Source organism: Luteibacter sp. dw_328, assembly GCF_018449605.1.
Classification (GTDB): domain Bacteria; phylum Pseudomonadota; class Gammaproteobacteria; order Xanthomonadales; family Rhodanobacteraceae; genus Luteibacter.
The window spans coordinates 234,851-261,847 of the sequence record NZ_JAAVUW010000005.1 but is presented as its reverse complement, the minus strand read 5'-3'; the positions used below and the strand labels follow the sequence as shown (position 1 = coordinate 261,847).

Annotated in this window: 22 protein-coding genes and 1 pseudogene; 21 read left to right on the top strand and 2 right to left on the bottom strand. The window is 62.3% G+C overall.

The window, feature by feature from the left end; all coding sequences use genetic code 11:
- The first annotated feature begins 253 nt into the window (after positions 1-253).
- From HB634_RS13920 to HB634_RS13850, 15 genes and pseudogenes are all read left to right on the top strand, one after another.
- Positions 254-805: a fimbrial protein gene (locus HB634_RS13920; RefSeq protein WP_063570747.1), complete on the top strand. Its 552-nt coding sequence runs from the start codon at positions 254-256 to the stop codon at positions 803-805.
- A 53-nt stretch (positions 806-858) separates the two neighbouring features.
- Positions 859-1,602, top strand: a complete 744-nt coding sequence (locus tag HB634_RS13915; RefSeq protein WP_063570748.1) for a fimbria/pilus periplasmic chaperone — start codon at positions 859-861, stop codon at positions 1,600-1,602.
- An 18-nt stretch (positions 1,603-1,620) separates the two neighbouring features.
- Complete coding sequence (locus HB634_RS13910; RefSeq protein ID WP_213948974.1) at positions 1,621-4,284, top strand: fimbria/pilus outer membrane usher protein; 2,664 nt, start codon at positions 1,621-1,623, stop codon at positions 4,282-4,284.
- 102 nt (positions 4,285-4,386) lie between these two features.
- Entirely contained in the window at positions 4,387-5,355 is a 969-nt protein-coding gene (trbB, locus tag HB634_RS13905; protein WP_213948973.1) for a P-type conjugative transfer ATPase TrbB, read from the top strand.
- A 17-nt stretch (positions 5,356-5,372) separates the two neighbouring features.
- A complete protein-coding gene (locus tag HB634_RS13900) occupies positions 5,373-5,765 on the top strand; it encodes a TrbC/VirB2 family protein (protein WP_213948972.1) in 393 nt (130 codons plus the stop codon).
- Positions 5,765-6,076 (top strand): conjugal transfer protein TrbD, encoded by a 312-nt coding sequence (locus HB634_RS13895; RefSeq protein WP_063573802.1) that lies wholly within the window; start codon positions 5,765-5,767, stop codon positions 6,074-6,076. Before HB634_RS13900 ends, HB634_RS13895 begins: the two co-directional genes overlap by 1 nt.
- A complete protein-coding gene (locus HB634_RS13890; RefSeq protein ID WP_213949131.1) occupies positions 6,076-8,604 on the top strand; it encodes a VirB4 family type IV secretion/conjugal transfer ATPase in 2,529 nt (842 codons plus the stop codon). The genes HB634_RS13895 and HB634_RS13890 overlap by 1 nt, the downstream gene beginning before the upstream one ends.
- A gap of 2 nt (positions 8,605-8,606) precedes the next feature.
- Entirely contained in the window at positions 8,607-9,326 is a 720-nt protein-coding gene (locus HB634_RS13885; RefSeq protein ID WP_063573664.1) for a VirB8/TrbF family protein, read from the top strand.
- Positions 9,327-9,336: 10 nt separating this feature from the next.
- On the top strand, positions 9,337-10,236 hold the full coding sequence (trbG, locus tag HB634_RS13880) for a P-type conjugative transfer protein TrbG (protein ID WP_213948971.1): 900 nt from the start codon (positions 9,337-9,339) through the stop codon (positions 10,234-10,236).
- The gene (locus HB634_RS13875) at positions 10,233-10,640 is read left to right on the top strand and encodes a hypothetical protein (RefSeq protein ID WP_213948970.1); all 408 of its coding nucleotides are present in this window, start codon (positions 10,233-10,235) and stop codon (positions 10,638-10,640) included. The genes trbG and HB634_RS13875 overlap by 4 nt, the downstream gene beginning before the upstream one ends.
- 5 nt (positions 10,641-10,645) lie before the next feature.
- Positions 10,646-11,881, top strand: coding sequence for a TrbI/VirB10 family protein (locus HB634_RS13870; protein ID WP_255548586.1), 1,236 nt, complete (start codon positions 10,646-10,648; stop codon positions 11,879-11,881).
- 26 nt (positions 11,882-11,907) lie between these two features.
- Positions 11,908-12,699, top strand: a complete 792-nt coding sequence (locus HB634_RS13865; protein WP_213948968.1) for a hypothetical protein — start codon at positions 11,908-11,910, stop codon at positions 12,697-12,699.
- A 74-nt stretch (positions 12,700-12,773) separates the two neighbouring features.
- On the top strand, positions 12,774-15,041 hold the full coding sequence (gene trbL, locus HB634_RS13860) for a P-type conjugative transfer protein TrbL (protein ID WP_213948967.1): 2,268 nt from the start codon (positions 12,774-12,776) through the stop codon (positions 15,039-15,041).
- A pseudogene (locus HB634_RS13855) lies at positions 15,038-15,481 on the top strand (hypothetical protein); the annotation flags it as partial. The gene trbL and the pseudogene HB634_RS13855, both read left to right, overlap by 4 nt.
- A 35-nt stretch (positions 15,482-15,516) precedes the next feature.
- Positions 15,517-16,503, top strand: coding sequence for a fimbrial protein (locus tag HB634_RS13850; RefSeq protein WP_213948965.1), 987 nt, complete (start codon positions 15,517-15,519; stop codon positions 16,501-16,503).
- Positions 16,504-16,505: 2 nt separating this feature from the next.
- On the opposite strand, the gene HB634_RS13845 is transcribed toward HB634_RS13850, so the two are convergent.
- A complete protein-coding gene (locus HB634_RS13845; protein WP_213948964.1) occupies positions 16,506-19,616 on the bottom strand; it encodes a discoidin domain-containing protein in 3,111 nt (1,036 codons plus the stop codon).
- A gap of 105 nt (positions 19,617-19,721) precedes the next feature.
- On the opposite strand from HB634_RS13845, the gene HB634_RS13840 reads away from it, so the two are divergent.
- Both HB634_RS13840 and HB634_RS13835 read left to right on the top strand, forming a co-directional pair.
- Positions 19,722-20,264 carry a DUF2058 domain-containing protein gene (locus HB634_RS13840; protein WP_213948963.1) on the top strand — a complete coding sequence of 181 codons (543 nt, stop codon included), beginning with the start codon at positions 19,722-19,724 and terminating at the stop codon, positions 20,262-20,264.
- A 13-nt stretch (positions 20,265-20,277) separates the two neighbouring features.
- Complete coding sequence (locus tag HB634_RS13835; protein WP_213948962.1) at positions 20,278-21,264, top strand: NAD(P)-dependent oxidoreductase; 987 nt, start codon at positions 20,278-20,280, stop codon at positions 21,262-21,264.
- Between the two features lie 88 nt (positions 21,265-21,352).
- On the opposite strand, the gene HB634_RS13830 is transcribed toward HB634_RS13835, so the two are convergent.
- Entirely contained in the window at positions 21,353-22,705 is a 1,353-nt protein-coding gene (locus HB634_RS13830) for an MFS transporter (RefSeq protein ID WP_213948961.1), read from the bottom strand.
- 154 nt (positions 22,706-22,859) lie between these two features.
- Here HB634_RS13830 and cyoA point away from each other — a divergent pair, with 154 nt between their 5' ends.
- From cyoA to cyoD, 4 genes are all read left to right on the top strand, one after another.
- Positions 22,860-23,921: a ubiquinol oxidase subunit II gene (gene cyoA, locus HB634_RS13825; RefSeq protein ID WP_213948960.1), complete on the top strand. Its 1,062-nt coding sequence runs from the start codon at positions 22,860-22,862 to the stop codon at positions 23,919-23,921.
- 67 nt (positions 23,922-23,988) lie between these two features.
- Positions 23,989-25,962, top strand: coding sequence for a cytochrome o ubiquinol oxidase subunit I (cyoB, locus tag HB634_RS13820; RefSeq protein WP_213949130.1), 1,974 nt, complete (start codon positions 23,989-23,991; stop codon positions 25,960-25,962).
- Positions 25,955-26,593 carry a cytochrome o ubiquinol oxidase subunit III gene (gene cyoC, locus HB634_RS13815; RefSeq protein ID WP_063573885.1) on the top strand — a complete coding sequence of 213 codons (639 nt, stop codon included), beginning with the start codon at positions 25,955-25,957 and terminating at the stop codon, positions 26,591-26,593. Before cyoB ends, cyoC begins: the two co-directional genes overlap by 8 nt.
- Positions 26,590-26,997, top strand: coding sequence for a cytochrome o ubiquinol oxidase subunit IV (cyoD, locus tag HB634_RS13810; protein ID WP_063573884.1), 408 nt, complete (start codon positions 26,590-26,592; stop codon positions 26,995-26,997). The genes cyoC and cyoD overlap by 4 nt, the downstream gene beginning before the upstream one ends.

Genomic DNA, 26,997 nt, shown 5'->3' with positions numbered 1-26,997 from the left:
CTTACCACGTGAGTGCCGCCGCGTCTTGAGAACGATCCCCAAACGGACGCGGTGGCGCCCTCACTCAACGTAAGAAAACCTTACTTTTGAGTAATCTTCCATATGGATCGAAGGGTAACTCCTACAAACTTCTACTGGCGCTCGCGTTGGTCGAGCTCGGCTGCGTGATGCGCGGGGATGACCCCGTGTCTCCCTGACGCCGGCGGCCGCTTCGGCCGTCGATCAACACAAAAAACAGTAAAAGGTTAATTGGATGAACCTCAAGGCAACACTTTCCGCCCTGCTCTTCGCGGGTCTGGCCGCACCGTCGGCCTTCGCCGCTTCGGACGGTACGATCACCTTCGACGGTGAGATCACCAACGTCTCCTGCAGCGTCAGTGGTGAGGGCGGCGTCGGTCCGGACTTCACCGTCTCCCTGGCCGGCGTAGACGGTTCGAAGTTCACGGGCATCGGCACGCGCGTCGGTGAGACCGGTTTCCGTATCTATATCGGCAAGACCGGTGAAACAACCTGCACCGATACCACCAAGGTGTGGGCCTCGTTCGATCCGGACAGCACGCTGACCGACATCAACACGGGCATGGTGAAAGTCACCAGTGGTACGGCGACGGGCGTGCAGTTCCGCCTCCTTAATGAAAACCTGGCACCCATCGACATCTGGGGCGACCAGCAGGTCGTGAAGAAGGTCGTCGACAACAATCAGGCGATTCTCGCCCACGTCGTGGCCTTCGAGCAGATCGCCGCATCGGTCGGCCCGGGTAAGGCGGGTGGTTCGGTGAAGTACACGATCCGCTTCGAACCGTAAGCAAGACGTCGGTCGCCGTGCTCGATTGGCGACCGACCTGCCCAGAGAACGTTATGAAAAAACACTTCCATCACCGCTCGCGGTGGCTTTGCCTTGCCCTGGTGTTACTCGGCGTCGCCATGAATAGCGCGCCGGCCTTGGCCAGCGTGGTCATGAGTGGCACCCGTTTCGTTTATCGCGAAGGCGAAAAGGAGATCACCATCAAAGTGAGCAACGTGGGCAAGCTCCCCGCGCTCACCCAGGCCTGGCTCGATGACGGCGACGCCAATGCGAAGCCGGAGACGGTGGATGTGCCATTCAACGTGACGCCGCCGATCGCGCGTGTCGAAGCAGGAAAGTCGCAGACCTTACGTCTGGCCTACACCGGCGGCGAACTTGCCGCCGATCGGGAGTCGCAGTTCTGGCTCAACATCCTCGAGGTGCCACCGAAGGCGGAAGAAGTCGATGAGGGCGGTCAGATGCAGCTCGCCTTTCGTTACCGTCTGAAACTCTTCTACCGGCCGAAGGGCCTGGCGGGTTCGCCCGATTCAGCGGCGGCCGGGCTGGTCTGGAAGGCTCCCGGTAGTGGCGGAATCTCCGTCGGCAACGACAGTGCGTTCCACGTCACCGTCAACGACCTGAAGCTCACGATCGACGGGAAAGTGGTGGAAGCAGAACCCTTCGCCCTCGAGCCGCACGGTGTCTACACCGTACCGATGAAAGCAGCTGTCGAGAAAGGGAGTCGTGTCGAGATCGCTTTCCAGACGATCAACGACTACGGCGGATTCGTGAAACACACGGCCACGCTCGGCCACTGATCAGACGCGGGAAGGATCATGAACGAACTCTCAAGGACAACCCCTCGCGTCACGGGGACTCGCCCGTTCGTCCGCCATCCCTTGGTGCTGGCGCTCGCGCTGGCGCTTCCGAGCGCTGCCGACGCAGCCATCGATCCGGTCGGTCCCGACCCTCTTCCCGCGTCGCTTGAGCCGCAGGCCGTGTTCAACGCCGATTTCATTCACTCCTTGTCGTCCGACGTGGACCTTTCGCGCTTCGAGCGCGGCAATGTCACTCTCGCTGGTATCTATCGACCGCAGATCCAGGTGAACGGCCAGCCGGTGCCGGGATCGCGTAATGTCATCTTCCGTCAGGTCGCGGACAGCACCAGTGCGCAGCCTTGCCTGAATCGGGAGATGCTTGTCGCCTTTGGTCTGGATATCGACAAGCTGCGGGCCCGCAGCGAAAACACGGCCCTTCGGCCACTCGACGACACCCTTCTCTGCGGCAATCTGGACGCCGCGGTCCCCGATGCCACCGTGGACTTCGACGATGCGGAGCAGATCCTGCACATCACCGTACCGCAGGTGTTCATGGCAAGCCATGCGCGCGGCTACGTGAGTCCCGACCTGTGGGATGCGGGAGAGGCGGCGTTGATGATCGGTTACAACGCAAATACCTTCCAGCTGCGCTCGAATGGCAGGCGATCGACGTCGACCTTCGTCGGCGTGAACGCCGGAGCAAACGTCGCTGGCTGGCGCCTGCGTCACAACGGTTCGATGAGCGTGACCGAGGGCAAGCGGAGCTGGCAGAACACGCTGACCTACGCGCAGCACGACCTGACGGACGCGCGTGCCCAGTTGACCGTGGGTGAGAGCTACACCAGCGGGGAGATCCTCGACAGCGTCCGCATTCGCGGTGTTTCGATCGCGAGCGATCAGCGCATGTTGCCCGCCTCCCAACGAGGGTACGCGCCGGTCATCCGCGGTGTCGCCGAGAGCAACGCACAGGTGACGGTGCGCCAGAATGGCTACGTCATTGCCAGCACCACGGTCGCTCCGGGTGCGTTCCAGCTCGACGATCTGTATCCCACGGGGTACGGCAGCGATCTCGAGGTGGTGATTACCGAAGCTGATGGCCGCACCAAGACCATCGTGGTGCCGTACACGTCCGTGCCACAGATGCTCCGCGAAGGCACGACGCGATTCGCCGTTGCCGCCGGCCAGGTGTCGGAGACGAGTCTCGTCGCCACACCGTTCGTTTTTCAGGCGACGGTCCAGCGCGGCGTTACGACGAACAGCACGCTATACGGCGGCACAACCGCGTCGAACAGCTACGTCGCCGGACTGCTCGGGGCTGCGGTCAATCTGCCTTTCGGTGCTGTCTCCCTGGATGTCACCGGGTCACGCGCCGCGTTCCGCGCGGCGGGCGTGCGTCGGGGCATCAGTACACGCGTTCGCTACAGTCGGAGCGTCAACACCACCGGGACAAACATCGGCGTCTCTGCCTACCGTTTCTCCACTCGCGACTTCCTCGGGGTCACCGACGCAGCCACCTTGCGCGAGCGCTTTCGTCGCGGCGAGAACGGAACGCGGATCGGGGGCGAGCGTAGCCGCTTCGATCTGACGGTGGCCCAGGCGCTGGGTGAAGGTCGTCTGGTCGCCACTGGGTCGCTGGTCGATTACTGGGGGGATCGCTCGCGCGGCCTCAACTTCTCGCTCGGTTATGGCAACAGCTGGCGCGCGGTGTCTTACAACGTATCGGTTCAACGCTCCCGCGTCGGCGACGCGTTCGGGGGCCGCATCGATGGCCGCCGCAGCGATGGAACCGACACGACGATCTATCTGTCGCTCTCGGTCCCCCTGGGTAGTCAGTCGCGCTCGCCGAATCTCAACGTCAGCCACAACCGTTCCGATGACGGACGTCGCACGACGCTGGCTTCGGTCAATGGCGTGATCGACAACGCGCGTGACCTTACCTACAACCTGTCCGGCAGCCGCTCAGAGCTTCCGGGGCGGGGTGCCAACCAGGGTGGCAACGCCAGTCTTTCCTACCGTGCACCCGCCGGTGTCTACCGCGTTGGCGTGGGTCACAGCGGCAGCACGTCCCAGTACTCGCTCGGCGCCACGGGCGCACTTGTGGCCCATCGCGATGGGATCACCCTTGCGCAGGAGCTCGGCGAGACGAACGCGATCGTCCACGCCCCGGGAGCGGCCGGTGCGCGCATCGACAATCACGGCGGCGCCCGCCTCGATCGGCGCGGCAATGCCGTGGTGCGCGGCCTGCAGCCCTACCAGCTGAACACGGTCTCCATCAATCCGGCCGGCGCCTCGCAGGACGTCGAGCTCGAGAGCACGAGCGAGAGCGTCGCGCCGCGCGCGGGCGCATTTGCGCGACTCGACTACCGCACGACCGTCTCGCAGGCCCTGCTGATCCGGGCATCGCGCGTGAGCGGAGAGCCGCTTCCCTTTGGCGCATCGGTGACCGATAGCCATGGCCAGGTGGTTGGCGTCGTCGGGCAGGGAAGCAAGATATTCACGCGGGGTGTCGCGGCAGGATCGCGCCTCACCGTGCGCTGGGGCGAGGGTCCGCCCACCGCCTGCTACGTCGACGTGCCGCAGTCGCTGGAGAGCACGACCTTGCACGGGATGCATCGCTCTCTTCGTACCACATGCATCGGTGCCGACTCTGCAGCGGCTGTCCCACTGAAGAAGGCCGCCTAGGCCTCGATAGCACCAAGTACGGGTCGCGGAGGCGCCCGTTGTCGACGTATCGCCGGTAGGGACCATGACGGTCGCGCCGGTGCCGGAGTGATCGCAATACACATGGAACAGGGACCCCCTTCCGGCGTATCCGCCGTGGTGAAGGAGCGCGCGCGAGAGAAACTAATGCGCGATCTCGGCGACGCCTTCCTGGATGCCTTCAATGATCCGAAGACCGTCGAGATCATGCTCAATGCGGACACCCGCCTGTGGCAAGAGCGGCTGGGTGAGGGCATGCGTTGCATCGGCAGCATGCGCCCGAGCCAGTCAGAAGCGGTGATCAAGACGACGGCCGGCTATTACGGCAAGGAAATAACCCGCGCGAACCCGGTGCTGGAGTCGGAGTTTCCCTTGGATGGATCGCGTTTTGCTGCGCAGCTTCCGCCCATCGTAAGTGGGCCGACCTTCGCCTTGCGGAAGAAGGCGGTGTCGATCTTCACGCTGGCGGACTACGTGGCGGCGGGTGTGATTAGCGAAGAGCACCGCGACGTGCTCATGAACGCTGTTCTCGGACACCGGAACATTCTTGTTATCGGCGGTACCGGATCGGGCAAGACCACGCTTATCAACGCGCTCATCCGCGAGATGGTCGAGGCGGATGCCAGCGAGCGCGTCTTCATTATCGAAGACACGGGAGAGATCCAGTGTTCGGCTGAGAACTTCGTGCAGTACCGGACCTCGTTCGAAGTCAGCATGACGCAGCTGTTACGCACGTCGTTACGCATGCGGCCGGATCGCATTCTCGTCGGTGAGGTGCGTGGGCCGGAAGCGCTGGATCTCCTCATGGCGTGGAATACCGGCCATGAAGGTGGCGCGGCGACGCTTCATGCCAACGACGCGCGGGCAGGGCTGTCACGGCTGTCGATGCTTATCAGCATGCATCGCGATGCGCCACGGCCCATAGAGCCGTTGATCGGCGAGGCCGTGCATTTGCTTGTCCATATTTCGCGAACCCCCAATGGCCGCCGCGTCCAGGAAGTCGTAGCCGTCGAAGGTTATGAGGATGGGCGGTATGTGCTTCGTAATCTTTGAAGGCTTAGGAAATGTCTATGAAAACTGCAATTCGATCCTTCGGCTGGGTGAAGGGTCTTTCTCAGTCGCTGCGCCTGATCGTGCTCGCCGTCGCCGTAACCCTCTTTCCAGATTCGGCCCTCGCTGTCGGCGAGGCGCTTCCATATGAAGCTGGAATCAACGTCCTTATAGTGTCTCTGCAGGGCCCAGTTCCCTTCATCATTTCGCTGGTCGGTATCGTGGCCTGCGGGGCGATGCTCATCTTTGGAGGAGAGATCAGCGGCTTCATGCGAACGATGGTCTTCATCGTGCTTGTCGTATCGGTCATCGTTCAGGCATCCACGCTCATTTCTATCCTCGGTCTTAAGTGGAAGCCGGTAAGCGGGACGGTGGTCGTCACGTCGCGCCCATTCACTGGAAAGTCGAACTGATGGCAATCCGTACCATTCCAGTCAGACGCGCCGGCAACCGAGACAATCTCGTCCTGGGTGGTGATCGAGAGATGGTGATGTTCGCCGGGTTACTGGCAGGCACACTTATCTTCTCCGCGCACGACATGAAAGCAGCAATCTTTGGCGCTGCCGTTTGGATTGGCGCTGTCCAGCTGTTTCGAGTCATGGCCAAAGCGGATCCAAAGATGCGCTTCGTCTATCTCCGCCAGCGCCGCTACCGTCAGTACTACGCGCCACGTTCGACGCCGTTCCGCACGAATGGCCCGGCTGAGGAGGCGCAGTACCGATGATGCTCGCGATCATCACGGGGATGGTGTCGATTGTCGCCATCCTCGTTGTCCTTCTTTTGTTCCGTATCCGTCGTCTGGATGCGGAGCCGAAGCTCGATCATCGGCGTCCCCACGGCCAGGCCGTGGCGGACCTGCTGAACTATGCCGCCGTCGTGGAGGACGGGGTGATCGTGTGCAAGAACGGTGCGTTCATGGCGGCGTGGATCTTCGAAGGTGATGACGCGGCCAGCAGCACGGATGAGCAGCGCGAGACGGCGTCCATGCGCGTCAACCAGGCGCTGTCGCGCCTGGGAAATGGGTGGATGATCCATGTCGATGCCGTTCGTCGGCCGGCGCACGACTACGCGCCGGCCGCCAGCTCGCATTTCCCCGACCGTGTTTCTGCCGCGATGGATGAAGAGCGTCGGCGGATGTTCCATCGTCTTGGCACGACGTACGAGGGCTACCTCGTCATGACGCTTACATGGTTCCCGCCTCAGCTCGCGCAGAGGAAGTTCGTCGAGTTGATGTTCGACGATGACGCCGAGGTGGCAGGGAAGACCGAACGGACGACAACGCTTATCGCCGACTTTGAGCGGGAGTGCCGTTCCTTCGAGGGTCGTCTTTCTAGCGTTTTCCGTATGACGCGACTGAAAGGCCACAATAGCGTTACCGAGCAGGGGCGTGAGGTTACTCACGACGACTTTCTCCAGTGGCTGCAGTTCTGCGTGACCGGGCTGGACCATCCCATCCAGCTGCCGGACAACCCGGTCTACATCGACGCTCTGGTGGGCGGCCAGGAAATCTGGGCCGGCGTGGCGCCGCGTATCGGTCGCCGGTTCGTGCACGTAGTGGCCATCGAAGGCTTTCCGATGGAGTCGTATCCCGGGATCCTCGCTTCGCTCGCTGAGCTACCGAGTCAATACCGCTGGTCGAATCGCTTCATCTTCATGGATCCGCACCAGGCCCTGAAGGAGATGGAGAAGTTCCGCAAGAAGTGGAGGCAGAAGGTCCGTGGCTTCTTCGACCAGATCTTCCAGACCAACACAGGCTCGGTGAACTACGACGCGCTCTCGATGATGCAGGACGCGGAGGCAGCGATCGCGGAGATCAACAGCGGTGTGGTGGCACAGGGTTACTACACCAGTGTCGTCATCGTCTCGGACGAGGATCGTTCGCGGCTGGATCGCTCCGTGCGGCAGATCGAGAAGGCCATCAATGCCCGTGGCTTCGCCGCGCGCATTGAAACGATCAACACGATGGATGCCTTGCTCGGAAGCATGCCCGGACATGGCGTAGAGAACGTTCGCCGGCCGCAGATCAATACCCTGAACCTGGCGGACCTGCTTCCAAGTTCGACCATCTGGACGGGTCTGGCAGAGGCGCCATGTCCGATGTATCCGCCCAATTCGCCTGCATTGATGCAGTGCGTGACCCAGGGTGCGACTCCCTTTCGTCTCAATCTGCACGTGGATGACCTGGGGCACACCTTCATCTTCGGCCCCACGGGTGCGGGTAAGTCGACGCACCTTGGCATGCTGGCCGCGCAGCTTCGTCGCTACCCGGATATGTCGCTGTACTGCTTCGACAAGGGGCGGTCGCTGTATCCCCTGGTCAAGGCGTGCGGCGGACTGCACTTCGACGTGGGTGGTGATGACGAGACCCTGGCGTTCTGCCCGTTGCAGTTCCTCGATGGAAAGTCCGATCGCGCCTGGGCAATGGAGTGGATCGACGCCATGCTGGCCCTGAACGGCGTGCAGACCACGCCGGCGCAGCGCAATGAGATAGGCAATGCGATTCTCTCGATGCATAGCTCGGGAGCGACCACGCTTTCGGAGTTCGTCCTCATGATCCAGGACGAGTCGATCCGTGAAGCCTTGAAGGTCTATACGGCGGATGGCGCCATGGGGCACCTGCTCGATGCCTCGATCGATGGGTTGCGTCTTTCAGACTTTGCCGTCTTTGAGATCGAGGATCTATTGAATCTCGGCGACAAGTTCGTGTTGCCGGTGCTGCTGTATCTGTTCCGCCGCATCGAGACCGCGCTGAAGGGCCAGCCAGCAGCGATCATCCTCGACGAGGCATGGCTGATGCTCGGCCACCCGGTGTTCCGGGCGAAGATCCGTGAATGGCTGAAGGTGCTTCGCAAGTCGAACTGCCTGGTGATCATGGCGACGCAGAGCCTGTCCGATGCGGCGAACTCCGGGATCCTCGATGTCATCGTCGAATCCACCGCGACGAAGATATTTCTTCCCAATCCCTTCGCCCGCGACGATGACGCGATGGTGCTCTACCGACGCATGGGCCTGAACTCGCGGCAGATCGAGATCCTCGCGACCGCCGTGCAGAAACGCCACTACTACTACATGTCGGACAAGGGGCGACGCCTGTACGACCTCGCGCTGGGGCCGCTGGCCCTCGCCTTCATCGGCAGCACCGACAAGGAATCCCTCGCCACCATTCGCACCCTCGAGGCCCGCCATGGCAACGCATGGGTGGACGAGTGGCTCGCACTCAAGGGGCTACGACTTGCGGACTACGGAGTTTGAACATGAAACCGAAGAAGAGGCGGGCCGGCGCGCCGCGCCCGTTTCCCCATCAGGGGCAGCAGCATCCTTACCTCAACGCCCGGCGATCCTGGAACTCGCACGTAGGTAGTCTCATCGCGTCGCGTACGTTGTGGCAGGCGGTGGCGCTCCTCAGTCTTCTGATCGTCTTTGCTGCCGTCGGTGGCGTTGTCTACATCGGTAGCCAGTCCAAGTTCGTTCCCTATGTGGTCGAGGTCAACAAGCTGGGCGAAGCGATGGCCGTCGCACCGGCATCGCAGGCGGACAAGGTGGACCAACGCGTGGTTCGTGCGGCCGTGGCCGAGTTTATCGTTAACGCGAGGACGGTGACGCCCGACATCGCCATGCAGCGCCGCGTCATCTTCAAGGTATACGCCTTGATGTCGTCGGGCAGCGTAGCCGTGCGCAAGATGACCGCCTACCTCAACGGCTCGCCCGAGACCAATCCGTTCAAGCGCGCGGAGAAGCAGACGGTCGGCATCGAAATTGCCTCCGCCATTCCGCAGACGGCGACGACCTGGCAGGTGGACTGGATTGAGACCCAGCGTACGCGCCGGGGTGAGATCCAGGGCAAGCCTTATCGCATGCGCGCCCTGATCAACATCGAGGCGCGGCCGCTCCCCGCCGAAGTGAATGAAGAACAGCTCCGTCTCAACCCGATGGGCATCTATATCTCCGACTACTCCTGGTCGAAGCAGTTTTGACAGGCACGACATGACAAAGACATCTCTCTTCGCCGTGCTGGCGATGCTCGCTCCGGGCGTCGTCGCGGCCACCACCGAGACGGATCTCGCCAATCAGTTCTTCTCCGCCGACAACCCAAAGCTCACGCCGCAGGAGAAGGCGGGCCTCGATATCTCGCGTAAATGGATTGCCAGCACATCGGCATCGGTAAAGCCGGTGCCCGGCCCCGACGGCACGATCCGTTTCCTATTCGGCCAATCGCAGCCGAGCATCGTCTGTGCGGTGATGCAGGTCTGTGATGTCGAGCTACAGCCCGGCGAGCAAGTGAGCTCGGTGAACCTGGGTGACGCCGTGCGTTGGCTGGTCGAACCCGCCCTGTCGGGTTCGGGCGAGGACGCTATCCAGCACCTGGTCATCAAGCCGCTCGACGTCGGCCTTGAAACCTCACTCATGGTGACGACGGATCGCCGTACCTATCACCTACGTCTTCGGTCTCACCGCACGGAGTACATGCCGCGCGTCGCATTCTCGTACTCCGAGTCCGTCGACGCGAAATGGGTGGCGGTGAAGAAGAAGGTCGCTGCCGATAAGGCCCGCAGCGCTGCGACGGGCGGGTCGAAGAACGAATACCTAGGCAACCTCGACTTCGCGTACCGGGTGTCGGGTAATGCGCCCTTCAAGCCGTCCCGTGTCTACAACGATGGCGTCAAGACCATCATCGAGATGCCGTCCACGTTCTCGCAGGGTGAGGCGCCGACCCTGCTCGTCGTGAGGGACAGTGGCAGTGTCTTCAAGAAGAACGAAGAGGTGATGGTCAACTATCGCCTTCAGGATGGTCGCTACATCGTGGACACGTTGTTCGAGAAGGCGGTGCTCGTTGCGGGCGTCGGGATGGGCCAGCGCAAGATCACGATCGAGAGGCGTCGATGAGGGCCGTGCGTCTCTATCCGTGGCTCATCACGCTCTTGCTCACAGGATGCGCGCCGGTCCCGGTCAGCCCTTCGGTTGCCGACGTGGATCCGTTGCGCCGGGCTGTCGTCGAGGACGTCGTGCTCGGCATGAGCGACGTATTTACGCCGTCCGCCACGGTTCTGGCACCGATGCGCGCGCCGGCGGGTGCGTTTGACAGCGCGTTGCTTGCCGCGCTTCGGGCCAAGGGATACACCGTTTCGCCCGTTGGCGGACGAGGCGCAGCCTTTGACTGCGTCGTCGATTCGATCGGCGGGGGCCTGTATCGCCTCAAGGTCCGCGTAGGGACGTCCACGATGTCGCGCCTGTGGATGAACGCAAGCGGCGGCGTCTCGACGGGCGGTGCATGGACCAGGCGGGAATGAGTGACATGGGCAAGACGAGTCCGGAAACCGATGATGTGGCGCTGGGCGGCGACATCCTCCCGAAGGCCGGCGACTCGGTCACGGGGGTGCGCCGCGTCAACAACATGCCTCTTCTGATCATCGGCGCCGTTCTGGTGGTCTTTATCATCCTCGTGGCGATGGTTGCTGCCCGGCGTGGTGAAAAGAAGTCGGCTATCGAGCCCTCGTCGACAAGTCTGCCCGAGAGCAGTCAGGTGCTGGACCAGATGCTGGCGAGTACCGCAGTGGGCGGGCTGGTTGGCGATCCCGATGACAAGGCAGCGTCCTTCCCGGTTGCACGGGTCTCCAATATGGATGCGCCGCCGATGCCTGGTCGCTCCGGCGGCGGCGGGGACCGCGCTGACGATCCCGTGGCGAACGAAAGGATGAAGCTTTTCCAGACCGCCATGCATGCGAAGACTGGCCTGGCGAAGGCAGTCGACGCGGGCGGGTCACCGTCGGCCACCGCTCCGTCGGCGCCGGAGGATCCCATGGAGCCAGCGCTTCCTGAAGTGCCTGACACGCGGATACCCGTGCACGCGGATGGCGACTATGGACAGTTCGCTGGAGCTGAGGAACGGGACAAGGGCGCCGACCGTTGGTTGCTCGGCAATGGCATCGAGGCACCGCGAACGGCATACGAGGTGCGTGCGGGTTCGGTGATTCCGGCGACCATGATCTCCGGCATCAACTCGGACTTGCCGGGGCAGATCATCGCGCAGGTGAGTCAGGACGTGTTCGATACGCCGACCGGCAAGTATCGCCTGGTCCCACAAGGCTCGCGGCTCATCGGTCGATATAACCACAACATCGTAGACGGCCAGTCGCGTGTACTGGTCGCGTGGCAGCGGATCGTGTTTCCCGACGGCAAGGCGCTGGATATCGGTGCCATGGAAGGTGTGGACTCGGCAGGCTATGCAGGGTTCGAAGACAAGGTGAACCGTCACTACCTGCGCCTGTTTAGCCAGGCCATCCTGATGTCCGGGATTACCGCAGGTCTCACATCATCGAGTATTCGCCCCGAGGACGACCCGTTCGGTACGTCCAACTCCGTCCAGATGAGTCAGGCGCTTGCTCAGCAGGTCGGCGAGGTCGCTACTCAGATGATCAAGCGAAACATGAGCTACGCACCAACGCTGAAGATCCGACCCGGCTATCGCTTCAACGTGATGGCTATTAAGGACCTGACGTTTAAGAGCCCGTATCGGGCGTTCGACTATTAAACATGCGAAACAAGGAGAGAAGAAGGATGAAAGCATCAGCAAGGAATAACGCGTTGACCGTCCTCCTATTGAGCGGACTGACTTGCGCAGGAAATGCACATGCCATTGTCCCGGTCATCGACGTTGTGAACGCCACATCCAACATCATTCAGAACTTCCAGCTAAAGGCTATTAAGCATTCTTTGACCAATACCGGTGATGGAACGATCAATAACTACACAAACAACATAGATAGGTCGACGACGAACATTGACAAATCGATTGTTGAGAATACGGAAATCTCAAATGAGTTCACCTGGATCATTAGCAAGGGTAGTGAGGACGAAGTTGTGCCGATCCCTAGGGAGGTCGCCGAGAAGCTCAAAGCTGTTTTAGGAGAGCACACAAATGATGGTTACGCGGCGCAGTTCCAGTCAGCAAAGTACTACGTCGACCAAGAGAGCCGCGAGGAGTTTACGGAGGTAGGATTCGAGGGTTCGCGTGCTCGGAAGGCGGCCAATGACGCCCTGATAAAGTCTATTGAGATGGATCAGGAAGCGCTTGAGAAAGAGGCCGAATCACTCACTCTTTTCGCGGACAAGAGCAAGGATGCTAAGGGTCGCGGACGACAACAACAGGTGGCCAATGTGCTTGCTGGTACACAGGTCACCCAGTTGATGAAGCTACGGTCAATGATGCTCGTGTCTGAAGCCGCTCGCGCAGCAGAGGCCCAAGCCTCCGCCGACAAAGATGCGCGCGCTATCGCCACCGGCAAGGCCATGCGAGCGGGTCTGTCGGACCAGCGCTATCAGATGGTTGCGAAGCAGCCAGTGTTCTGAAGTCGGGGGCGACGACATTTTCGTCGCCTTTCCTCCTGATGGCGTGTCTACGCCATCCCGTTCCACGGTGATTAATGCAGTTAAGCATTCAAGTTCGCGTCGCGCTGGGTGTCGCCCTCAGCCTGATAGCGTCCGCGGCGGTCGCAGATAAAGTCGACCTCAGCAACCTCCTGACCGAGATTGAATCGGATTTCTCGGGGAGGCTGACTGGCGACGAAGTCATTCTCGACGCTGCCAAAAACCTGTTTGCGGCTCTTGCGACGATCAGCCTTGTCTGGACGATGGGCCTTCTGATCCTGCGCCAGGATATCGGGGAGGTGGTAATGGAGCTCCTTCGCTTCATGGTCGTGACTGGAACGCTTTACTGGCTTTTGATCAACGCTAGCGACCACGCGGGTGGCGAAGACTTCGTGCAGCGCATTGTGGGCTCCTTCTACCAACTGGACCCAGGTGGTTCCAAGGCAGCGTTTCTTACGGGCGGAAACGGTGCGATGCGACGTGCGTTGCACGTCTACCTTCGGGTGATCGAAGACACATCGCAGGGTGATGAAGGCGACCGCATTGTTGGTGGGGTGATGGGTATCATCGTGTTGATCGCGCTGACGCTTCTCGCCGCACAATTTCTACTTGCCTTAGTGATGGCGTGGTTTCTGGGATACGGCGGAATCTTCCTGCTCGGCTTCGGAGGCTCTCGCTGGACGTCGCAGATCGCAATCAACTACTACAAGCACGTTGTCGCGTTGGGCATCTCTATCCTCGCTTTGGGTATCATCGGTGCGGTGAGTGAGAGCGTGTTCGGACGTATCACTCCGGCAAGTAGCTTACGGGCTGAACTTCCTTACGGAAGCCTCGGAGAGATTCTCGTAGTCTCAGTACTCATGCTCGTGCTTGGGTTACGCGTGCCGCAACTCCTCTACACGCTAGTGACCGGTTCTTCACTCGGCATGTTCGCTGGCACGGCAGGCATGGTCGGTTCTGCGATTGCGACGGGCGGTGGCGCGGCCTTTGCGGCGGTCGGCGGTAGAACTCCCGCGGCGGAGGGCGGCGGCGCTCCTGTTGGGTCCGTGGCTCGAACGAGTTCCGCCATGGAAGCGATTGAGCGTTCGGCGGTCTCGGTAGGCGGCATGGCCGACCCTTTTAACGTTAACGGTGGCTCTGACCCATTCGGTGTGCCGCGCAAGCCGGACCCATATCGCAGTTCAACTGGCGGCAGTGTGTTCGGTAGTACTGGCGGGCAGGGCGCGGCGGCAAGGCTGGCATCGTCTAGTGCGCAGGCCGCGACCGAAGATCGTTCGCATAGTTCGGACTACGGTCATCCGTCCGCTCAGGTCGATCCTGGTGCGTACGCGCACGTCGATACTGCGAGTCAGCCGAGTTCGCGTTCGGATGATTCGCAGGATACCGGCGTGAGCACAGCCGGGCTTCAGGACGTGAAGAAGGTTTACGACACGTCTCGGCCCGATTATTTGGAAGAAATGTCTGCCATCACGGCAGCGTGGGGCGAGGATGGTAGGCAGCATCCGGCGTTGATCGGCCGTGGCGCAGCAGCACACGAGTCATTGCAAGCCGATGTAACCTCCGCGATCAGCCGGCCGAGCGACGTTGCCGCGGCTGATGCCACTCACTCGTTTCAGGACGCAACACAAAGCGCGACCCATGCGTCCGGTGATATCTATAGTGGACAGCGTATGGAGGCAACAGGTCACGAGGCATCTATCCTCAATTCGTCGGCATCTGGAGATACTGCCGCCGCGAGCGGCGTGACGGCGAACGAGGTTGGATCCTTGGAATTGACTACGGCAGTCCCACCCGCCGACGGCAGTCCACAGATGGTCGTGCGTGTCGAAGATGATCCGATCGGTGCCTCAACCGACCTCAGCCAGTTCATCGGCACGCCCTCAGTGGGCGTCGGTATCACAGGCCACGCCTCCGCTATCGCGCTGGCCGCCGGTCACATTGTCGGTAGCCCGGAGGGCGCGGTTGCAGGCGAGCACGACGCTCCAGTACAGGTCGACGCACGGCTTGACAACCCTGGCGTCGATTCGTCACCGCAACTGCCCTTGGTTCTCGGTCAGGAACCTACTGTGCCGCAAGGGCCTGACGCGCATCCCTTGCAAGTAGCTAGCACCGATAGCAGCGCACCCCCACCGCAATTCGGCGATGCGAAAACGACAATCGAAGACATCGAGAGCAGCAGGGTATATGCCGAGAGTGAGGCAGTAGCGCAGGTGACACTTGAGATCGTTCGCACGAAAGCGGATGTCGCCGCGTCGCCAGCGCCCCCCGAAGCCGCGGCTCTCCCTCCGGGCAACGGCGAGCCCGACGAAGGCAGATCGCCATGATCGACACCCTCCCAGACATCCCCGCGAAACAACAAGAACTCGTCAGCTGCTCCCTCGGTGCCTCCCTTGCCTACGACGTCCCCGCCAACATCCTCCTGGCGATCGCAGAAAAAGAAGCGGGCAAACCCGGCCAGTGGGTACGCAACACCAACGGAACCTTCGACGTCGGCGCACTACAGTTCAACACCAGCTACCTGCGCGAGCTCTCTCGATACCGCATATCGGCCGCCGATGTAGCCGCGCCAGGTTGCTACCCTTTTCTGCTCGCAGCCTGGCGCATCCGCGGACATCTTCAGAACGACACCGGCGACGTGTGGAAGCGTGCCGCGAACTACCACTCGCGAACGGCTCGCTTCAACGCCGTCTATCGCGCGGATTTGATGCGTCGGGCGGCGCGGTGGACCATTTGGCTCGACACTTACTTCCCCACCCACGATGCGGTGGTGGACGCCAACCCTTAAGGAACGAGGCAAAGATGACATCGATAAAGCTATTGCCGGCCTGCGGATTTATCGCACTGTTGGCAGCGACACAGGCCGGAGATGCTCTGGCAGCGGATGGGTGCGTGCATAGCGCCAATACGAACTACCAGATCGGTCAGACCGCCGAGATCGAAGTGTCCAACGACATCGCACCGGGTACGGTCGTTCGCGAAGGAAAGGCCCGTGGCGACGGGAGCGTCGTAGCGAGCTGCAAGGGCGATGTGACGCTCGATGGCGCATACACGGCGACTCGACCGGATGGCCTGATTCCGCTCACCGTCGGTGGCCAGCCTTCCGGCTTCGGGATCGAGGTCTATCTGGAAGAGGATGCCGGCGCGGGTCGGACTTACGAGTTTCCGCATCAGTACCAGCGCAGCTTCGGAAAAGGCGGCTTTATTCGCAGCAACGACATCAACGTTGGCTACCGCGTCAGGCGTATGCCGGGGAATATTGTCTTCGGTCGGGTTGACCAGACGAAGATCGCCGAACAACGCGCGAGCTCCATCATCGGCGGGTTCACGACGCCGTTCCGTCACATGCAGATCTACGAGATGTGGTTCAAGCGTCCAAGTTGCAGTATCAGCGCCGAAACGCTTAACCAGACGGTCCCCATGGGCAGCTATTCGCTGGCCGATTTCAAAAACCCGGACCGGGCTACGACGTGGGTCAATTTTCAGCTCAAGGTGAAAGATTGCAAGGAGCCCGCCGGACAGATCGCGCAGTTCATCTTCGGTACGCCAGCGGACGCCGACACCAACGCGCCGCAGCTCTTCCGCATGCTCGGCAGCGCACCGGCGCACGTCGGCCTGGAAATCGCCGACGAAACAAAGCACACGATCGAGCCCGGGAAACCCTACCAGGCGAACGCGCTGGCCACTGGCGAGGATTTCGACTTCTACGTGCGCCTGCGTGAGTCGCGCTACAGCGTGGGCGGTGGCGCGTTCACTCGCCCGGTCACGATTCGCGTCGACTTCCTGTGAGGTCAGTAGTCGGCGACGAGCGTATGGAATGGCTTACCCAGCCGGACGCCATCGGCGTCGTAACCCGATACGGTTTTCCCGTCCACAGTGACCTTCCGCGGCTTCATCCGATCTGGCCAGAACACGCGTACGGGCGTCCCCGGTCGGATGCCGTTATCGAGCGTGATGGTCAGTCGTTCGCCGTCGCGTCTCGCCGTCATGCTCAACGACCCATAAGCCACCGGCAGATTTGTCACCGACAATCCCTTCCCGGCGACCCACGAAGGCGGTGCCCCCGGCAACAGATAAAGCCCATCATCCGCCTCCCGCATCAACATCCCGAAGATCGTTCGCGCATACTCCGAGCCGATCCAGGTATGCGGCATGTCTCCGAGGTACCCTGGGTGCCGCGGCCGTGAATGAACCACCTCCGCCCACATGTTCCACTCTGGCGGGCGGCGGTCGCGGACGATGTCAGCAAGTAGCTCGGCGGCATCCTTCGGGCGATCGAGGTAAACATAGGTGAGCACGTTACGCAGCTCATACGGCGTATAGGCGAACAATTCCCCTGGCGCCTCACGCTTGCGCACATCGGCAAGATAGCGATCGAAGGTGCGACGTAGCGCCTCAGCCGGCAGTACGTCCATCTGTCCCGCCGGGTCGAGCGCAATGGACACGCCCGTCGGATCGCCGTCGCCCAGGTCCGCCGCTGCGGGAATCATATCGATGCCCTTCCACGCCATCGTTGCAACGATCGACTTGCGCAAGGATTCGCGCAGCGCGGCGTACTGGGCACGTGCGTAAGCGGCTAGCTCCTTGTCGCCCCACTGCTCGGCAAGCCATGCACCATCGTGCCAGCCCTTCAGTGCCCAGTAGTCATCCCAGTAGCTATGCGTGGGACTCGAATAACCTTCATGACTGATCGACGGTGCGATGATGCCGTGGAATCGCTCGGGTGCCGGAAGATCGCCGAGATAGCCGGGAGCCATGGTCCGTTCGCGTAACTCCTGCATGAAATGCATTGCCGCACGTACCTTCGGTTCGTACGCCTTCACGCTGGCGGGACCACCACCGAAACGCGCCACGTCCCCCACCAGGTTGATGAACTCACCCTGGCTGTCGTACTCGATGTCGGAACCGAAGCCGCGATTGACGCTGCCGTCGGCGTTGAGGATGGGCGAGACCAGGCCGTTCTCGTGCACAGCGTGGGTGGCATACCAGTCGAGGTAGTCGCGTGCGGTCTTCGTCTCACCCATGCGCAGCAGGATCGATGCCGTCGCCGCACCGTCCCGAATGAAGGAGCGGTTGTAGTTGCGAGGGCCCGCCTGCATCGCGTGACCGGTCTGGTTGACAAGCATATAGGCGGCTTGCGAGCGGAGAAGGTTCACGAGCGATTCGTCGGGCAAGGAAATGCCGACGCCGCCGAGGCGCTTTTGCCATTCGTCCGAGACGCGGTCGGACAGCGTGTCGAATGTCTCGGCTTGCAGCGCATCCCGATTGATCGCGGGCGGTTCGGGGAGATGGCCGTTCGTATCCGCCGCGGCATCACCCAGAGGAAACGCCAGCACGATGTCGAGCGTCTCGCCAGGCGCCAAATGCACACGGTAGTCGAGCGCCGCTGCGGCGAGGCCGTCATCGTCGTGCGCTTCACGCACGGGCGGAACCTTGCCCGCGGCAACCGTGCCGGTGATCTCGGTTTCGCCGTGTGCACCGAACGCTGCGGCCCCTGAGGCATCTACCGGTGTGAGCGAGGCCAGCAAGGTGCGCCCCTCGACGCGCACGCTCGTGTGGGATGCATCGCCAACCAGGGCGATGTCATGAATCGGCGAGGCACCACCGTTCTGCCAGGGCGGGTTGACCTGAATCGGCCTTACGACGAGCGACAACGTTCCGTCCACCGTCGTGTTGCCCGTATTTTTCAATCGATGACGAAGCATCACGACGGGCTGCGAACCCTCCTGCTTGGCAAAGGCTTCGCTGCTGACAGCAAGGCCGGGCTGCGCCACCCAGCCTACCGACGGCATCGGCTTCCACCCATCGCGCAGTGCATGCGTCCGTTCCGAACCATCCGAGACGCTGGTGTGCCCGGAAACATCGCGCCAGATGGCCTGCACCAGAGGGCCGCCCTTGTACGGCTCGATATTTCCATACTCGTCGAAGATGGATTTCTGCAAGCCCGCCGGCACGCCGACCGCCGTCCAGTACACCTGCTGCATATGTAGCGAAGAGGGAAACAGGGCCGCATTCATCCGGGAGGCGATTACCTGGTAGCGCTTCATGGCGGTCATCACGCGCAGCGGGCCGAGGAGTCGCAGGCGCTTCACTGGAGGCGCTACGCCTTCCTTCAATCCGACGACCAGACGCAGCGCCTCGATAACGATTGGCTCGCGCGCGGCGAGATACGAGCTGTCCCCCGCACTGCCGGGGTCACTGTCGATCGTGGCCCATCGGCCCTTTGTGTCTCGTCCCTCCAGCGAGGCACCGTTGCGCGGTCCAGCCCACTCGATCTCGAGCCCAGCGATGTTCACCGGCCGTGGCAGGGCGATATCCAGCTGCCGCGTGCCCTTGGGCCCCTTCCCGACGATGGTCCGGGTGGTTCCGTCAGCCCAAAGCGAGGCACCATCGTCCTTGCCGTCGAGTCCGCCAATACGCGCCACATCGCTGGCTGCGAAGGGCTCGAACTCGAACACCGAGACACCCCAGTCGGCCGTCCGCTCCGGCGCGGCCAGCCGCACGTAGCGCGCCTCAGCCGCCGGAAAGACGAGGTATTCCGTGCCGCCCGGCGAATCGGTCACGGCATACACGGGTCGGAACGTGGTGCCGTCGGTCGAGACCTGGATCGAGTACGAAGCCGCAAAGCCACTGTCCCAATGGATGCGAACGCCGCCGATGCTCGCGATCCTGCCCAGGTCCACCTGGAACCATTGCCCCGGGCTGAAGCTGCCGCCCCAGCGCGTGGTCTCGTCGGTGTCGATGGCATGGGCGGGCGCCAGCGCCGGCACCTGCTGCGATGAGCTTGTGGCCTTCCATTCGCTTCGGGGCGGCACCCCATCGGCAGCGAAGGTCGGGGTGGCCAGCAGCCCGAGCAGGGCGAGCGTCAGGCGCTTGGCGCGCCGGGTGTGGCGATCGGACATGGGTGCGTACCTCCGGGGAGGTCACCAAGCCTAGGCACGTAACGCCATGTAACCAAGCCTTCGGCGCTAGAATCGGTGGTCTCGCGACCTTACGAATGCCCCGATATGCGTAATCCACTGCAGGAACAGTTGCTCAAGGCCGGTCTGGTCAAGAAGGACAAGATCGCCAAGGTCGTGCGCGAGCAGGCCAAGCAGCGCCAGGGCAAAGCGCCCGTCGTTGCCGACGAAGCCCAGGTCGACGCACGCAAGCTCCAGGCCGAGCGCGTCGAACGCGATCGCGCCATTGCTGCCGAGCGCAACGCCGAGGCGCGGAAGAAGGAAATTCGCGCCCAGGTACGCCAGATCGTCGAAACCACCCGGGTGAAGCGCGACGGCGAGATTGCGTATCGCTTCACCGATGGCGAAAAGATCACCAGCCTGCTGGTGAGCGAGCCGCTTCGCGCCCAGCTGGCTGGCGGCGTGCTGGCGATTGCAAAACTCGATGACCGCTACGAGCTGATCCCGCGCGCGGCGGCGGACAAGATCCACATGCGTGTCTCGGACGTGGTCGTCTCCGACCATGGCCGTACGGACAGCGCGCCGCTCCCCGCCGACGACGATGACGACTATTACAAGCAGTTCGTCGTCCCGGATGACCTGATCTGGTAAGGAGCGGTTGCCGATGAGCGTTCTGGTCACCGGCAGCGCCGGACACCTGGGTGAGGCGATCGTCCGCCGGCTTCGCGCCGAGGGCCGCGAGGTCCGCGGCATCGACATCAAGGCGTCGCCGTTTACCGATCACGTGGGCTCGATCGCGGACGAGGCCTTCGTCCGCGACGCCATGTCCGGCGCCACGGCCGTGATCCACAGCGCCACCCTGCACAAGCCGCACATCGCCACGCATTCCAGGCGCGAGTTCGTCGATACCAACGTGGCGGGCACCGTGGCGCTGCTCGAGTCCGCCGTGGCGCACGGCGTGAAGGCTTTCGTTTTTACCAGCACAACGAGTGCCTTCGGCGCGGCGCTCTCGCCGCGACCGGGCGCACCGGCGACCTGGATCGACGAGGACGTGGTTCCCATCCCGAAGAACATCTACGGGGCGACCAAGATCGCCGCCGAGGGCATGTGCGAACTGGTGGCGCGCAACGACGGCCTCGCTGTCATCGTGCTGCGAACGTCGCGCTTCTTCCCCGAAGATGACGACAATGCAGGCGTACGTGCCGAGTACGGCACACTGAACATGCAGGCTAACGAGCTTCTCTATCGCAGGGCGGATATCGAAGACATCGTCGAGGCGCATCTGCGGGCGGTCGCCCGCGCACCGGACATCGGTTTCGGGCGATACATCGTCTCGGCCCCGCCCCCGTTCACCCGAAACGACGTGGCGGCCTTGCGCGCGGATGCGGCCGCCGTTGTGCGTAAGCTGTTTCCCGACGTGGATGCGCTTTACGCCGCGCGTGGCTGGAGGCTGCTGCCGAGCCTGGATCGTGTCTACGACAGCGGTCGGGCGTCACGGGAGCTGGGCTGGAAGCCCCGGCGGGACTTCGCCTTTGCGCTCGAGTGCTTACGTCGCGGGGAGGACTTCCGCAGCGACATGGCCCGGGCAATCGGGGTGAAGGGGTATCACGACGTCGCGTTTGATGAAGGCCCGTATCCGGTTATCGGTTGAGGGCCGCCATCGCCGCTGAAGCGGCTCCCACCAGGCAAGGCGCGCCCCGCTCGGCAGGAGCCGATGCATCGGCGATGCTCTCGACCTATCAGGCGACCGGCTTGGACCGATCCGTCTCCAGCGCCTTATTGATCCGCAGCGCCAGCAGCGTGCAGGCCGCGCCCGAAAGCAGGTAAACGCTCACCGCGCCCAGGCCGAAGCGGGTCGAAAGCCCCAGGGCCACCAGCGGGGCGAAGGCCGCGCCGAACAGCCAGGCGAAGTCGGAGGTCAGGGCGGCGCCGGTGTAACGGTAACGCTTGGCGAAATTCGCCGTGACCGTGCCGGCGGCCTGACCATAAGACAGGCCCAGCAAGGCGAAGCCGATCAGCAGGAAGGCATCCTGCGCGACCTTGCCGCCGCCGAGCAGCCAGGGCGACGCAATGGCGAACAGGGCGATCAGCACGGCCATGCTGCCCAGGGTGTTGCGGCGACCGAACTTGTCGGCGATGACGCCCGAGGCCATGGTGCCCAGGATCGCCAGAAACGCCCCGATCAGCTGCACCACCAGGACGTCGTTGATGTCCTGCGAGCGGTTCAGTGCGATCCAGGAAAGCGGGAAGATGGTGACCAGGTGGAACAGGGCGTAGCTGGCCAGGGCGGCGAAGGCGCCGATAAACAGGTTGTAACCCTGGGCCGTCACCATTTCGATGATGCCGATGGGCTCGAGTTCGCGCTCTTCCAGCAGCTGGGTGTATTCCTCGGTCACGACCAGGCGCAGGCGGGCGAACAGGGCCACCACGTTGATCGCGAAGGCGACGAAGAAGGGGTAGCGCCAGCCCCAGCTGAGGAAGTCTTCGGGGGAGAGCTGGGTGTGCAGGAACAGGAACAGCGACGCCGCGATCAGGAAGCCTACCGGCGCGCCGAGCTGGCCGAGCATGGAATACCAGCCGCGACGGCCCTTGGGCGCATTGAGCGAGAGCAGGGAGGGCAGGCCATCCCAGGAGCCGCCGAGCGCAATGCCCTGCAAGAAGCGCAGCACCGAGAGAATCACAATGACGGCGTACCCGTGCGACGTGTTCGCCGGCAGGAAAGCAATGCACACCGTTGACGTGCCCAGCAGGAACAATGCCGCCGTGAGCTTGGTGCTCCGGCTCCAGTTGCGCTGGATGGCCATGAACAATGTGGTGCCGAGCGGCCGGGCGATGAACGCGAGCGAGAAGATGGCGAAAGCGGCAAGGATGCCGTCCAGCTGGCTCAGGAACGGAAAGAACACCGACGGAAAGACGAGGACGGACGCGATGCCGTACGTGAAGAAGTCGAAGTATTCGGAGGCACGGCCGATGACGACGCCGACCGCGATTTCGCCTGGGGCGACGGCGGCGTGGCTGGTCTCGTGCTGGCGGCGGACATCCTGTTCGGCGCCTTCCGCGGCATTGTGATGGGCGTGTGAAATGCTCGACATCGTATTCGGCCCGGTCTTGGGAATTGAGTGCAGGATAGCGAAGGATCGCACCACTCGGCTTGTAGGGCCATGGGACAAAGTGTCCTATGGCCTTGAAAGGCGGTTAGGCGTATTTTTTCGTGTCCCCACGGTTGCCTCCATCATGCGAATGTCCATGAAGATGATGCGCGGATTGCTGATCCCCGCTTTGGTCCTGCTCTTGTCGGGCTGCGACGCCGTGCTGTTTTCGCCCTCCGGCGACATCGCTCGGCAGCAGCGCGATCTCATCATTATTTCCGTGGTGCTGATGTTGATCATCATCATCCCGGTGATCGCGATGACGTTCATGTTCGCCTGGAAATATCGGGAATCGAACAAGAACCACGACGACTATGCCCCGGACTGGAACCATTCCACGGTCCTGGAACTGCTGATCTGGTCGGCTCCGCTGCTGATCATCATCGCGCTGGGCGCCATCACATGGACCAGCACGCACAAGCTGGACCCCTACCGCCCGCTGGACAAGATCGACGCTTCCCGCCCGGTCGCCGAAGGCACCAAGCCGCTCGTGGTCGAAGTCGTCGCGCTGGACTGGAAGTGGCTGTTCCTCTACCCGGAGCAGGGCATTGCCACGGTGAACGAGATGGCGGCCCCGGTCGATCGCCCGATCGAGTTCCATATCACCGCCTCGAACGTCATGAACGCGTTCTTCGTCCCTTCGATGGCAGGCATGATCTATGCCATGCCGGGCATGGAGACCAAGCTCCACGCGGTGATGAACAAAACGGGCGACTTCGAAGGACTTTCGGCCAACTACAGCGGCGCCGGCTTCTCCGACATGCGCTTCCGCTTCCATAGCCTGTCCGACGGCGACTTCAATACCTGGGTGGCCAAGGCCCGCGCCGATGGCAATACCCTGAGCCGCGAGGACTACCTCAAGCTCGAGCAACCCAGCGAGCGCGAACCGGTGCACTACTACAAAACCGTCGCGCCTGGCTTGTACAGCGCGATCCTCAACCGTTGTGTCGAATCGAACCGCATGTGCATGAGCGACATGATGGCGATCGACCAGCAGGGCGGACAGGGCGTGGTGGGCGCGTACAACGTCACCTCGCTCGACGCTGGTACCCGCTCGCGCCTGGGTGTCGCCGACGATGGCAAGCGCTACGTGGGTGCCCTGTGCACCGCCCGCGGCGCTACCGGTGCGCCGGTGACACCTGCCGGACGTCCGCTCTGAGCGGCCGCCTTTTCCGATTCAAGCCTCGCCGAGTCCGGTAATGAACACACCCGATCTAGTCACACTGATCTTCGGACGCCTCACCATCGAGGCGATCCCGTACCACGAGCCGATTCTCATCGGCACGTTTGCCGCGGTCGCCCTCGGAGGCATCGCCCTGCTGGCGGTGCTGACCAAGTACAAGCTCTGGGGTTACCTCTGGAGCGAGTGGTTCACCAGCATCGATCACAAGAAGATCGGCATCATGTACATGGTGCTCGGCGTGGTCATGCTGCTGCGCGGCTTCTCCGACGCCATCATGATGCGCGCCCAGCAGGCCATGGCCTTCAACGGCAACCCCGGCTTTCTGCCGCCGCATCACTACGACCAGGTCTTCACCGCCCATGGCGTGATCATGATCTTCTTCGTGGCGATGCCCTTCGTCACCGGTCTGATGAACTTCGTGGTGCCGCTGCAGATCGGCGCACGCGATGTCGCGTTCCCGTTCCTCAACAACTTCAGCTTCTGGATGACCGTGGCCGGCGGCATGCTGGTCATGGCCTCCCTGTTCGTCGGTGAGTTCGCCCGCACGGGTTGGCTGGCCTATCCGCCGCTTTCCGGGTTGGCGGCCAGTCCGGATGTCGGGGTCGACTACTACATATGGTCGCTACAGGTGGCCGGTGTGGGAACGACCCTCTCCGGCATCAACCTGCTTGCCACCATAATCAAGATGCGGGCCCCGGGCATGACCATGATGAAGATGCCCGTCTTCACCTGGACCTCGCTGTGCACCAACGTGCTGATCGTCGCCGCCTTCCCGGTGCTGACGGCCGTACTCGCGCTGCTCTCGCTCGACCGCTACGCCGGCACCAACTTCTTCACGAACGACTTCGGCGGCAACGCCATGATGTACGTGAACCTGATCTGGATCTGGGGCCATCCCGAGGTCTACATCCTGGTGCTGCCGCTGTTCGGCGTGTTCTCCGAAGTGGTCGCCACGTTCAGCCGCAAGCGTCTGTTCGGCTATGCGTCCATGGTCTACGCCACCGTCGTGATCACGGTGCTGTCGTACCTGGTATGGCTGCATCACTTCTTCACCATGGGGTCCGGTGCGAGCGTCAACTCGTTCTTCGGTATCACCACGATGATCATCTCGATCCCCACAGGCGCGAAGATCTTCAACTGGCTGTTCACGATGTACCGTGGCCGCATCCAGTTCGAAGTGCCGATGCTGTGGACGATGGGCTTCATGGTCACCTTCGTGATCGGCGGCATGACCGGCGTCATGCTCGCCGTGCCCCCGGCGGACTTCCTGCTGCACAACAGCCTGTTCCTGATCGCGCATTTCCATAACGTGATCATCGGCGGCGTGATCTTCGGTGTCTTCGCCGGCATCAACTACTGGTTCCCGAAGGCCTTCGGCTTCAAGCTCGATTCGTACTGGGGCAAGTGGTCGTTCTGGCTGTGGCTGACCGGCTTCTATTTCGCCTTCATGCCGCTCTACGTGCTGGGCTTCATGGGCGTCACCCGCCGCATGAACCACTTCGAAGACCCGTCCCTGCAGATCTGGTTCATCATCGCCGCCTTCGGCGCCCTGCTCATCGCTGGTGGCATCGCAGCGTTTCTCATCCAGATCTTCGTCAGCATCAAGCGTCGTGAGGCCCTGCGCGATGTGACGGGCGATCCGTGGCACGGGCGCACGCTGGAGTGGTCGACCTCGTCGCCGCCGCCGTCCTACAACTTCGCCTTCACCCCGGTCATCCACGAACAGGATGCCTGGTGGCAGATGAAGGAGCGCAACGCCGCGCGTCGTACCGAAGGCTACCTGCCGATCCACATGCCGAAGAACACCGCGGCCGGTGTCTACATCGCAGCCTTCGCCTTCGTCATCGGCTTCGCCATGATCTGGCACATGTTCCTCATCGCCGGCGTCGCCTTCCTCGGTCTGCTGGTGACCGCGATCGGCCACACCTTCAATTACAAACGCGACTACTACATCCCCGCCGACGTCGTGGCCCGGACCGAGGCCGCCCGCACGGAAGAGCTTGCCGCCCATGTCTGATATCCAAGCCACGCCTTCCGCGGTCGTCGCGGACCAGCAGGACCTTCAGTTCTGGATGAAGGAAGACCATCACCCGGAAAACGGCACGTTGCTCGGGTTCTGGATCTACCTGATGAGCGATTGCCTCATCTTCGCCTGCCTGTTCGCCACCTACGGTGTCCTCGGCCGCAGCTACGCGGGTGGCCCTTCGGGCGCCGACCTGTTCGAGCTGCCGCTGGTGGCCGTCAACACCACGATGCTCCTGCTGTCCTCCATCACGTACGGCTTCGCCGTGCTGGAGATGCAGAAGAACCGCCGTGGCACGATGATGGCCTGGCTGATCGTCACCGGACTGTTCGGTGCGACCTTCCTCGGCATCGAGCTGTACGAATTCGCCAACCTCATCCATGAGGGCGCGGGTCCGCAGCGCAGCGCGTTCCTGTCGTCGTTCTTCACCCTGGTCGGCACCCACGGGTTGCATGTGACCTTCGGCATCGTCTGGCTGATCACGCTGTTGGTGCAGGTGGGTCGCTTCGGCCTCACCCCGGCCAACAAGCGTCGCATCATGTGCCTGTCGATGTTCTGGCACTTCCTCGACGTGGTCTGGATCGGCGTGTTCACCTTTGTCTACCTGATGGGAGTGCTGCCGTGAGCGCGCACATCGACTCGCACGACCACCACGACGACCATGGTCACGGTGAAGAGGAAGTCAGCCACAGCACCCTGAAGGGCTACATGATGGGGTTCTTCCTCGCCGTGGTGCTGACGGCGATCCCGTTCTGGCTGGTCATGGGCAAGGTCATTCCGAACCCGCAGACGCTGGCGATCGTGATCCTTACCTTTGCGGCGATCCAGATCGTGGTCCACATGATCTACTTCCTGCACATGGACACGAAGTCACAGGGCGGCTGGAACATGCTGGCGCTGATGTTCACCCTCATCCTGGTGGTCATCACGCTGACCGGTTCCATCTGGGTCATGTTCCACCTCAATTCGAACATGATGCCGGGCATGTCCCACGACATGACCGAGCAGCAGGTGAAGAACCTCCCTTGA